This window comes from Nostoc sp. UHCC 0251, assembly GCF_034932245.1.
Taxonomy (GTDB): Bacteria; Cyanobacteriota; Cyanobacteriia; order Cyanobacteriales; family Nostocaceae; genus Nostoc.
In genome coordinates, this window is the sequence record NZ_JAYGHD010000412.1 from 1 (window position 1) to 10,605 (window position 10,605).

At 42.1% G+C, this 10,605-nt stretch carries 12 protein-coding genes; 11 read left to right on the top strand and 1 reads right to left on the bottom strand.

Features of this window, described 5'->3' with window-relative positions:
• Positions 1-284 precede the first annotated feature (284 nt).
• On the bottom strand, positions 285-536 hold the full coding sequence (locus VB740_RS33675; RefSeq protein ID WP_323204165.1) for a gas vesicle protein GvpG: 252 nt from the start codon (positions 534-536) through the stop codon (positions 285-287).
• Positions 537-748: 212 nt separating this feature from the next.
• Here VB740_RS33675 and gvpN point away from each other — a divergent pair, with 212 nt between their 5' ends.
• The 11 genes from gvpN to VB740_RS33730 all read left to right on the top strand — a co-directional run bounded on the left by gvpN (position 749) and on the right by VB740_RS33730 (position 10,518).
• Positions 749-1,921, top strand: coding sequence for a gas vesicle protein GvpN (gvpN, locus tag VB740_RS33680; protein WP_323204166.1), 1,173 nt, complete (start codon positions 749-751; stop codon positions 1,919-1,921).
• Entirely contained in the window at positions 1,918-2,268 is a 351-nt protein-coding gene (locus VB740_RS33685) for a gas vesicle protein (protein ID WP_323204167.1), read from the top strand. The genes gvpN and VB740_RS33685 overlap by 4 nt, the downstream gene beginning before the upstream one ends.
• Positions 2,255-2,689: a gas vesicle protein K gene (locus VB740_RS33690; RefSeq protein WP_323204168.1), complete on the top strand. Its 435-nt coding sequence runs from the start codon at positions 2,255-2,257 to the stop codon at positions 2,687-2,689. The genes VB740_RS33685 and VB740_RS33690 overlap by 14 nt, the downstream gene beginning before the upstream one ends.
• A 36-nt stretch (positions 2,690-2,725) precedes the next feature.
• Positions 2,726-3,469 (top strand): GvpL/GvpF family gas vesicle protein, encoded by a 744-nt coding sequence (locus VB740_RS33695; RefSeq protein WP_323204169.1) that lies wholly within the window; start codon positions 2,726-2,728, stop codon positions 3,467-3,469.
• Positions 3,470-3,580: 111 nt separating this feature from the next.
• A complete protein-coding gene (locus tag VB740_RS33700; protein ID WP_323204170.1) occupies positions 3,581-5,404 on the top strand; it encodes an AAA family ATPase in 1,824 nt (607 codons plus the stop codon).
• 275 nt (positions 5,405-5,679) lie between these two features.
• Positions 5,680-6,369 (top strand): GvpL/GvpF family gas vesicle protein, encoded by a 690-nt coding sequence (locus VB740_RS33705; protein WP_323204171.1) that lies wholly within the window; start codon positions 5,680-5,682, stop codon positions 6,367-6,369.
• 238 nt (positions 6,370-6,607) lie between these two features.
• A complete protein-coding gene (gvpA, locus tag VB740_RS33710; RefSeq protein ID WP_163931998.1) occupies positions 6,608-6,829 on the top strand; it encodes a gas vesicle structural protein GvpA in 222 nt (73 codons plus the stop codon).
• A gap of 75 nt (positions 6,830-6,904) precedes the next feature.
• On the top strand, positions 6,905-7,609 hold the full coding sequence (locus tag VB740_RS33715) for a gas vesicle protein GvpC (RefSeq protein WP_323204172.1): 705 nt from the start codon (positions 6,905-6,907) through the stop codon (positions 7,607-7,609).
• Positions 7,610-8,076: 467 nt separating this feature from the next.
• Positions 8,077-9,408: a response regulator gene (locus VB740_RS33720; RefSeq protein WP_323204173.1), complete on the top strand. Its 1,332-nt coding sequence runs from the start codon at positions 8,077-8,079 to the stop codon at positions 9,406-9,408.
• Between the two features lie 199 nt (positions 9,409-9,607).
• The gene (locus tag VB740_RS33725; RefSeq protein WP_323204174.1) at positions 9,608-9,970 is read left to right on the top strand and encodes a response regulator transcription factor; all 363 of its coding nucleotides are present in this window, start codon (positions 9,608-9,610) and stop codon (positions 9,968-9,970) included.
• A 14-nt stretch (positions 9,971-9,984) separates the two neighbouring features.
• A complete protein-coding gene (locus VB740_RS33730) occupies positions 9,985-10,518 on the top strand; it encodes a chemotaxis protein CheW (protein WP_323204175.1) in 534 nt (177 codons plus the stop codon).
• The last annotated feature ends 87 nt before the right edge of the window (positions 10,519-10,605 follow it).

The window sequence follows — 10,605 nt, forward strand, 5'->3', positions numbered from 1 at the left end:
TTTTCCCCTACACCCAACACCCAATACCCTACCCCCGCCCCAACGGGGCTGGTGACTTACAAAATTTAATAACCATTAAAAAGAGAGGCGATATCCTCTCTTTTTAATTTATTTATATTTAATTTTACGCTGCTAGCCTTTTATTAAGTGCTTGCTTAGTCCACTGGCTATCGCGTGATGTGGTGTAGCCTTCAAAATTGAGCATTGAGCATACCTTGTCCAGGCTGTTCGCAGGCAATATATTTTGGCGGCTCTATCTGTAGCCGGCTTTTAGAGAAGTGGTATTACTCTTGTGTCTGATTGCGTTCCTCCTGTTCTGCTTCCAGAATTGCTAATAAAAGAGCTTCTTCCTGAATTTCAAACTCTTCTTCAGGAATTTCTCCCATATCAAAAGCAAGTTGCAGTGCAAGAAGCTGCTTGCTGAGATTTTCTTTATCATCAATTTCAGTACTTGCCTGTTCTAAAATTTTTTCCCCAAGCCACGTTACCCCCATTAATGGGCCAGTAATCGGTAATAGTAAGAAGCGCAGAACCATATTGCTTTACACCTGTGTGGACTTCTTAAAGGTATCCTCTCAACACCGTAATCATGCTGATGACATAAATATTAAACATTACTAGTCTTATGTTGATGCCAAAATGCGTTGGATTTGAGTCCAGTTAAGGCTGATTGACATCTGTATTTTATATTTTCAATGTAAAAAATTACTTTTGCATAACACATTACTACTTAGAAGGTACTTAGAGTTTGACAACAGTATTAAATGCATCTCCCCAACGATTTGTCAATACACCTGCTGTTCAACGCGTCGCTCAACGTGCTTTGCGCTATCTACAGTCAGGTTTTTCAATACACTTACGTGGTGCAGCCGGAGTCGGAAAAACCACTCTGGCAATGCATCTAGCTGATTTGCTCAACCAGCCGATCATCCTTTTATTTGGAGATGATGAGTTTAAAACCTCAGACTTAATTGGTAATCAATTAGGTTATACCCGTAAAAAGGTTGTTGATAACTTCATCCACAGCGTTATCAAAGTTGAGGATGAAGTCCGACAACATTGGGTTGATGCACGATTAACCCTAGCTTGTAAAGAAGGATTTACGCTGGTTTACGACGAATTCAATCGATCGCACCCGGAGGTAAATAACGTTTTACTCTCCGTACTTGAGGAGAGGTTGTTAGTATTACCAACAAACCAACATCGAGCCGAGTATATCCGGGTTCATCCTCAGTTTCGGGCAATCTTAACATCAAATCCTCAAGAGTATTGTGGAGTTCATGCAACTCAAGATGCTTTGATGGATCGTGTTATTACCATCGATATGCCTACACCTGATGAACTGAGTCAGCAGGAAATTGTAGTTCATAAAACAGGCATAGATTCTGAGAAAGCAGAAGTAATTGTCCGCTTAGTACGGACGTTTTGGAGTCGATCTGGCTCTGGACAGGGCGGTGGATTACGTTCCTGTCTGATGATTGCCAAAATCTGCCACGAACACGAAATTTCCGTCAACCCTGGAGATCCTAGCTTCCAAGATATTTGTGCCGATATCCTGCTTTCTCGCACGAATCAACCTCTCATGGAAGCAACTCGGCTACTGGAAGAGGTTTTAAGTGAATTGCATCATAGTATAAATACTCAAACTCAGCCGTCAGAGATAATACCAAACAATCAAAATCAGCTTGTATTGGAACAACGAGTACCTTACGAGCATGAAGTCTACAACTACCTGTGCAATTCTCCAGGAAGGCGTTTCTCTGAATTGGCAGTAGAACTAGGGATCGATCGCAGTCAAATTGTCGCTGCACTCAAGTCTCTCAGAGAGCAGGGAGTATTAGTCCAAATGCAGGGCAATGCCGAGTCGCCGAACATCTCACAGACAGTTCCTTTTGATTCTGGCCATTTAATAAAAAAATGAGTACTAATACTAACCGGGGAGCTATCACCACATCAACTCAAGGTTCTACCTTGGCAGATATTCTAGAACGGGTTCTGGATAAAGGCATTGTTATCGCAGGGGATATTTCTATTTCCGTAGGCTCCACAGAATTGCTCAACATTCGGATTCGTTTGTTGATTTCTTCTGTTGATAAAGCCAAAGAGATTGGAATTAATTGGTGGGAGAGCGACCCCTATCTTAATAGTCAAACTCGCACCTTATTAGCAACTAATCAACAACTTCAAGAGCGTCTTGCCAGTCTAGAAACAGAACTGCGATCGCTTAAAACACTCAATCCTATTAATCATCAGAATGCAGGGGATTAGCAAATCAAAAGGTTCCGATTCCGGTTTAGCACCATTGTTACTAACGGTTGTTGAACTGATACGCCAACTCATGGAAGCTCAAGTGATTCGGCGAATGGATGCTGGCACCCTCAACGATAATGAGTTAGATCGGGCTGCCGAAAGCCTGCAACAGCTTGAACAACAGGTTGTTAAACTTTGCGAGATATTTGATGTTGACCCAGCCGATCTAAATATTAACTTGGGTGAAATGGGAAATTTACTTCCCCAATCTGGAGGATATTACCCCGGTGAAACCTCTAGTCAACCCTCTATTCTAGAACTCCTCGATCGCCTATTAAACACGGGTGTTGTGGTTGAAGGTGACTTGGACTTAGGACTGGCTCAGTTAAGCTTAGTTCATGCCAAGTTAAGACTAGTACTCACTTCTAAACCCCTGTAACTTTTTTATCTACATTCTTCTTGGTAAGACATTTATATGAGTTTTTACATTTATGGAATTTTGACCTTGCCTGCTCCCCAAAATTTAAATTTAGAGGGCTTAGATCGGCAACCCGTACAAATTAAAATTTTGGATGATTTTGCAGTCATCTACTCGGAAGCACAGCAAGAGCGTTATTTGGCCAGCCGTCGTAACCTGCTAAGTCATGAGAAAGTCCTTGAGGAGATCATGCAAGGAGGCGATCGCTATTTACTACCCGTGCAATTTGGACTTTTGGTTTCTAGCTGGGAAAAGGTTTCAGAGCAATTAATTCGTCCTCATCAAGAAGAGTTGACGCAATTGCTTGCGAAGTTATCGGGTTGCCGAGAAGTTAGTGTCAAAGTTTTTTGGGATACCGAGGCAGAAATTCAGGGACTATTGGCAGAACACCCAAATCTCAAAACTGAAAGGGATAAGCTAGTGGGTCAACCTCTGAGTATGGAGCGGGTAATCCAAATAGGACAAACCATCGAACAGGGAATGAGCGATCGCAAGCAAGGCATCATAGATATATTTAAAAGCACGCTCAACTCCATTGCGATCGAAGTAGTAGAAAATACTCCCCAAATGGACACAATGATTTACAATGCAGCCTACCTAATTCCTTGGGAAGCAGAATTACAATTTAGCGAACACGTTGAAGCACTCGATCGTCAATTTGAAAACCGTTTGCGAATTCGTTACAACAATTTTACTGCCCCGTATAACTTTGCTCGTCTTCAATTATCCAGTTCTAACTGATTAATTCCTCTCTCTGTTGAACAGCAATAAAAATTGAAAATCAAAAATTATTGAAAAATTTAATTTTTTTGGAAATTAAATTTTTCTCTGCCTTTTATTTAAGTAAAATCAATGGACGACATATTTAAAGGATTTGAACACCTATTAGAAATTGCCAAAGCTTTAGAAGAAAAAGTAGAGAAAGGCGAGTTAAAAACTTCTATTCAAATTCGCTCTCATAATCTCAGTAGTATTCCCCGGCAAGGCAATATTCCGAGAACAAATAGTTCCAGCCGAGTCAGATCCAATTCCACCGTTGGAACCACACCAATGGATGATACTGATGTCACTCCCCCATCAGCTAAGACGAACTCAAAAGCTTCTTGGCAAGGTATCGGCGGCTTGGCTGATGTTCTCCAAGAAATCAGAGAGTTAGTCGAAATTCCACTTAAACGTCCAGATTTATTAGTCAAATTAGGGTTAGAGCCTCCACGTGGGGTTTTGCTCGTTGGCCCGCCCGGTACGGGAAAAACTTTAACAGCCCGTGTTTTGGCAGAAGAGTTGGAGTTAAACTACATTGCCATCAATGGCCCAGAGGTGATGAGCAAGTATTACGGGGAAGCAGAAGCTCGTTTGCGAAGTATTTTTGAAAAAGCAACTCGTTCTGCTCCCTGCCTAATATTTATTGACGAAATTGACAGCCTTGCCCCAGATCGCAGCCAAGTAGAAGGTGAAGTTGAAAAAAGACTAGTGGCGCAATTGCTTGGGTTAATGGATGGGTTTGCCAAAACCGAGGGCGTACTTGTATTAGCGGCAACAAATCGTCCCGATTATCTCGATCCGGCGCTTCGTCGTCCGGGACGCTTCGATCGCGAAGTTCAGTTTCGAGTTCCCGATCGCGATGGACGATTGGAAATTCTGACGATTTTGACAAGTGCCATGCCCTTGGAGACTTCGGTTAATTTAGGTGCGATCGCTGATTTAGCTGTCGGTTTTGTTGGTGCCGATATCAAAGCTCTTTGCCAAAAAGCAGCCTACATTGCCCTTCGTCGTCAAGTCCCCTCGCTCAACAGTCCCGTTCCTGAAAACATGACTATCATACAGCAGGATTTTCTCGAAGCAATTAAGGAGATAAAACCCTCAGTTCTCAGGGATGTAGCAGTTGAAGTACCAAGTGTCAGTTGGGATGACATTGGTGGATTGGATGATGTGAAACAAAAACTTCAAGAATCTGTTGAAGGCGCACTTCTCTATCCCGAACTATACGAGCAAACTAAAGCCAAGCCTCCCCGTGGGATTCTGTTGTGGGGACCGCCTGGAACCGGAAAAACGTTACTTGCAAAAGCGATCGCTTCCCAGGCTAGAGCCAACTTTATTGCTGTGAATGGCCCTGAATTACTCAGCCGATGGGTAGGTGCCGCAGAACAGGCAGTCAGAGAACTCTTTCGCAAAGCTCGGCAAGCAGCTCCTTGCGTTGTGTTTATAGATGAAATTGATACCCTAGCACCAGCACGGGGAAGATTTACTGGTGATTCTGGAGTTAGCGATCGCGTTGTCGGTCAACTACTTACCGAACTAGATGGGTTGCATGAATGCCCGAAAGTACTGTTAGTGGGAGCAACCAATCGTCCAGAAGCGCTCGATCCTGCCTTGCTCAGAGCCGGAAGATTGGACTTACAAATAAAAATCGATCTACCAGATCGAGCCAGCCGATTAGCGATTTTACAAGTTCACAATCTAGATCGTCCCCTGGTTGATGTCGATTTAGAAACCTGGGCGACAGTTACCGAGGGTTGGAATGGGGCAGACTTGGCTTTGTTGAGCAATCAAGCTGCTTTAAGCGCAATTCGTCGATACCGCGCCCAGGGATTAAGTGACTCCAGCTTGATTCAGATTACAAATGATGATTTCCAAGTTACATACCAAATGCTTGCCAATCAGCATCAATCACAATAGTCTCTTATTTGAAAAAAACACAGAATTTCAGAGCGGAAGCTACTTAAGGCAATGTGCAACTTATCCTTAGAACCCCTCTCCAAACCTCTCCCCCACAGGGAGAGAGGCTTTGATTCTTGCTCCCCTTCCCTTGTAGGGAAGGGGCTGGGGGTTAGGTTTGAGAGAAAGCTGCACACAGCGATACTTACCCTCCGGAAACACCTTTGATGTAAAAAGAAGCGTCCCGGAGAACTTCACGTGTACAAACTTAATTACAGAATAAGTATCCTAAGTTTATGTCAATATACGCTTATGCTCTTCTAGCTCCCACCGCATCACCGCTTGTTCTACCCTTAGGGATGGAAAGGAATATTGAACTCGTTTACTCTTCTGGTTTAGCTGCGATCGTAGAGCCAGAAATCTCGCTGGAGGCAATACAGGCAACGGATGAGCGTTTACTTCAAGCTGTATTAAACCACGATCGCGTGATTCGAGAACTTTTTCAACAAACTCCCCTTCTTCCCCTACGCTTTGGGAGGGGTTTTACCTCTGTGGAAAAACTGCTGAATCATCTAGAGAAGCACCAAGAGCAATATCTAGAAGCCCTAACTGAGCTAGCAGACAAAGTTGAGTACACTTTAAAAATGACACCTTGTTTTTTGCTTGACGATTCTGACACTATTGATGCCAGAGGAAAAGCCTATTTATTAGCTAAAAAACAACACTACCAAACACAGCAAGCATTTCAAGCACAACAATGCAAACAGTGGGAACTCTTGAACGAGTTAATTCTCAAAACATATACAAATGTTATCTGTGAAACTCGACAGTCAGATGTGCGGCAAATCCACTTTTTGGCACAGCGCAATGATTCAACGCTCAGTATGCAGCAGTTTTCCCTCTGGCAGGTACAATGCTCGCACTGGCAATTGGCACTCAGCGAACCTTTGCCACCCTATCATTTTATAGAAAATACTCTTATATAAATTCATAAAAAATAATATTTATAAATTTCCCAAAAAAATAAAGACGGGCTGATTTTTTCTTTAATTCTTTTCTAAAAGAATATTGTTAACTTTTTAGTATTTTTTTATTTCCTTATATTTATCTTATATTTTTGGGAATACTAAACTCAGGAAGAATAAAACACATTGTGTAAGTTTTACCTACTGCTCAATTAGAGCAGGATGAAATAAAAAATTAGAGTTGTGAGAGGAAAATAAAATGGCTGTTGAAAAAGTTAACTCATCTTCAAGTTTGGCTGAAGTTATTGACCGCATTTTGGACAAAGGAATTGTAGTTGATGCTTGGGTACGTGTTTCTTTAGTTGGTATTGAACTACTATCAATAGAAGCTCGGATTGTGATTGCTTCAGTTGAAACTTACTTAAGATATGCCGAGGCGGTTGGTTTAACATCTCAGGCTGCTGTTCCATCTGCTGCCTAACAGCATATTAGAAAAAGGGAGTCTTTATGGCTCCTATTTAATATTTCTAGTTAACAAAATAGGAGATTTCAGCTGATGGCTCTCAAGAATTTATGGGAACAAGAGCGATGCCTACGGCGGGCTTTACCTACGCAGCGATTGCAAATAACTGCTGAACGCCGTCAACAAGTTAACCAGTGGAAACAGCTAACTCAACAAGAATTGCAGCTGCAAGCAGATTTGCTTCATCAAGAATTGAGCAGTTTTGTTACCAACCTTCACAACAACAGAAAGTTACAACAGCAGCAATTTCAGCAAGAGATTGTAGAGCGGCAATTGGAAATATTGCAAATAAAAACAGATGTCTGGCAACGCCAGCAAGAATACCGCCAACAAAGGGCAGCAAAGGCTCAGGCATTATTCCAAAACTTGCAAAATTTCCGGGAAATCTTACATAACAGTGTTTGGGACGATCGCAGTCAAGAACAAGCAGTTCCCCCGACTCCTGCTAAAGAAGAGAAATTAGTTGCAACAGTTCCAAAATGGTCAATCTCCCGTTCTGCAATTAAAGCCACTGGTTTTCGTGCTTCCGTCAATACCATGACTAAGAAAATGCCTGCCTTGAATGCAGATACTGCTAAATCTAAAGTGCAGCAATACATTCAGCAAGCTGAAGGAGCTACTCTGATAGAAATTGAAGAGGTGATAGGCTTAAGCCGGGTGCAAACGATAGATATTCTGCGCTCCTTGATCAAGCAAGGGCTACTAGAACAACGCGATCGCCAGTACTTTATTCGGTAACAAGCAATTTCTGGACAAACTTAATTCAAGCTCATTTTTTGTATTTGCATACTAGTAGGATGCGATCGCTTGTGTCTGTCGCCTTAAGCAGCAGAGTACAAAATCGATAAGCATTAAAGCTGGTCTATGCTTTGTAGTATTCAACATTCCCATCTTTTTCCGCTCTGTATTGCAACTACATCTGTACAAGCAATTTGCTCAGTAGATGTAACATGGCAAAAAGTTAACCTATTAATAATTAGTTAACCTATTAATAATTAGAAAAAGAGCTTAAATCTTTGTTCAATCTTCCGGTTTTTAACTTTAAAAATATCCAGATTGGAAATGGATATAACAAGCTGAGATAGCTCAATCAAGGTTTTGAACTGTGCTATTGGCAATCGCACGATAAAGTTAGTAAGCTGGATTGTTTGAGCAATTCTAATGTAAATGCAAAACTCTAGATATATTAGGAGGTGCGATCCATTGTGAATCAATTGATCGAGCAACTTCAAACTAAATTATTTACAGGTAGGCTAAATCTTGAAGCAAGGGATGGGCCAACTTGGACGCTATATTTTCGTTTAGGACGATTAATTTGGCAGGCTGGCGGTTCTAATGCCGATGAGCGATGGCGACGACACTTGTTGCGGTACTGTTCTAATCTGGATGTGACACAGTTGGAGCAGCTTGTCTCTCCCCAGGAAAATTATCGTGAGTATTCCATTCTTGCTAAGTTGCGAGAACAAAAATTAATTGAACAACAACAACTTGTTAGCCTGATTGCAAGCTCAATAGCTGAAGTCCTGTTTGATATCATGCAGTACATTGAAGCCAAAAAAAATGGCAACAATCCAACAGGGCAGTTGTCACATACTACCGTTGTTGGTGAAGTTCCTGGGGTTCTTTTAGCTGTAATACCAACAGAGGAAGTCTTGAAAAAGGCTACACAAGCCTGGCAAGAATGGCGGGATGCAGGACTGGCAAGCTACTCGCCCAATTTATTTCCGATCATTCAACAAATTGAGTTACTCCAAGGACAAGCATCCTCTAAACAGATTATTGCTCTAGTTGATGGCACAAAAACTTTACGAGGTCTAGGGCAAAAAAGCGGTCGGGATGTCTTAGCTTTGACTCGGTTATTGATGACATTGGTAAAAACAGGGGCGATCGCTTTTTCACCCACCCCAAAGCTCAGGCAGGTTGTGATTAGTAAAGAAACTGGCAACCCGTCTGGTGCAGTTAATAGTTCCAATTCTTCACTCAAGACAGAAGAGGACACTGTTTTACAAGTTGCGCCCAATTTCAACAAAGTTGCTCCCCCAGCGACTAGTAAAGAAATTGTCAGTCCGTCCAGTGCAGTTAATAATTTCAATTCTTCACTGAAGAAAGAAGAGAACACTGTTATACAAGTTGCCCCCCCAGCGACTAGCAAAGCAATTATTGATGTCTCAAGACCTTTAGTAGCCTGTGTGGATGATAGTCCGATGATCTGTCGCAGTTTGGAGGAAATTCTGACCCATCAAGGTTATCGCTTTGTTGGCATTCAAGATTCCTTGACGGCAGTTTTAAACCTAATTAAAAGCAAGCCAGACTTCATTTTTTTGGATCTTTTGATGCCAAAAGTAAATGGCTATGAAATTTGTTCTCAAATCCGTAAAACTCCAAGTCTCAAAAATGTGCCGGTTGTCATCTTAACTGGGAAAGATGGAATAGTAGATCGGATGCGAGCAAAATTAGTAGGAGCAACTGACTTTTTAGGTAAACCTGTAGAACAAGACAAAGTACTCAATATGCTTCACAAGTATTTAACCGTTTAGGTTGAAGCGACAGTCATGCCAGTGGCTCCCCTACATTCATTTTCAAAACAGTTATTCATGCCCAGTTTTGGCACAACCAAGTATGAAAATTCTTAAACCTCCTTTCTGCCTCCTGCCCTCTGCCTCCTGCCTTCTGCCCTCTTGTTAATTTATTTGTCGCCATTATTTTTCAAATTCTGAATTAAATAGTTAGGAAAAAATGAAAAAAGTTCTTTTAGTTGAAGATAGCCTCGCAGAATCCGAAAAAATGACACGTTACCTAGAGCAAGGAGGATATTCAGTTTATGAAGTTCGCAGTGGTGAAGAGGCTCAACTCAGGTTGAAACAACAAAAACCTGACTTGATCTTACTGGATTTGATTTTGCCAGGCCAAAGTGGATTTGAGTTCTGCCGCAAGTTGAAAGCCGATCCGACAACAAAGGGAATTCCGGTAGTGATTTGCTCAACTAAAAACACAGATGTTGATAGAACTTGGGGCAATATGAGTGGCGCTGATGGCTATTTAGTCAAACCTGTAGACGAAAATACCTTGCTCCAGACTGTTAGTAAATTTATTCGCTAAAGGAAACTGGGGCAATGGTACAGAGCAACGATCGCTTTTCTTCGCTACCCATTAATAGCCAATTTCGACTTGAAAACTCTTCTCAAGGAAACAACCAGAGGTTTTTAAGATTTCCGTTGAATGGAAAGGTAAATGGGTTACTCCCATTAGCTGATTTGCGGGGAGTAATTCAGGTTGCACTGACCGAGATTTTACCAGTACCGCAGGTAGCAGAATTCTTGTTAGGCATAATGAATTGGCGGGGAGAAGCGATCTGGATTCTTGATTTAGCAGCTTTGTTGGGAGCAACACACTGGTGTCGGCGGGAAAGTGTGCGTAACTCTGGCATGGCGATGCTTGTTCAAGTCCAGAATCAAACCGTCGGGCTATTGGTAGAGCAAGTCAATACCATTGAAGTTCACGATGCCCAAGAGCGGTTAGAGATTTCGACATCGATGTTACCTGGCCGACTAGGCTCATTCTTACAGGGTTACTTTGTGGATTCTCAAGGTAGCCCTTTGATGTTACTTGACACCCAGGTTGTGATTCAAGCCCTTCAGCCTCTTTAACACTAGTAGTCTGCCAACCCAAAAATGCGCTTGTGAGGTCTGGGGAAAGGGGAAAGGGGAAAGGGTAAGGGATTTAAAACCTTTCCC

Excerpts from the sequence above, each read along its gene's own strand:
- VB740_RS33675 (WP_323204165.1), bottom strand. The coding sequence starts at position 536 with ATGGTTCTGCGCTTCTTACTATTACCGATTACTGGCCCATTAATGGGG.
- VB740_RS33685 (WP_323204167.1), top strand. The coding sequence starts at position 1,918 with ATGAGTACTAATACTAACCGGGGAGCTATCACCACATCAACTCAAGGT.
- VB740_RS33690 (WP_323204168.1), top strand. The coding sequence starts at position 2,255 with ATGCAGGGGATTAGCAAATCAAAAGGTTCCGATTCCGGTTTAGCACCA.
- VB740_RS33695 (WP_323204169.1), top strand. The coding sequence starts at position 2,726 with ATGAGTTTTTACATTTATGGAATTTTGACCTTGCCTGCTCCCCAAAAT.
- VB740_RS33700 (WP_323204170.1), top strand. The coding sequence starts at position 3,581 with ATGGACGACATATTTAAAGGATTTGAACACCTATTAGAAATTGCCAAA.
- VB740_RS33705 (WP_323204171.1), top strand. The coding sequence starts at position 5,680 with ATGTCAATATACGCTTATGCTCTTCTAGCTCCCACCGCATCACCGCTT.
- gvpA (WP_163931998.1), top strand. The coding sequence starts at position 6,608 with ATGGCTGTTGAAAAAGTTAACTCATCTTCAAGTTTGGCTGAAGTTATT.
- VB740_RS33715 (WP_323204172.1), top strand. The coding sequence starts at position 6,905 with ATGGCTCTCAAGAATTTATGGGAACAAGAGCGATGCCTACGGCGGGCT.
- VB740_RS33725 (WP_323204174.1), top strand. The coding sequence starts at position 9,608 with ATGAAAAAAGTTCTTTTAGTTGAAGATAGCCTCGCAGAATCCGAAAAA.
- VB740_RS33730 (WP_323204175.1), top strand. The coding sequence starts at position 9,985 with ATGGTACAGAGCAACGATCGCTTTTCTTCGCTACCCATTAATAGCCAA.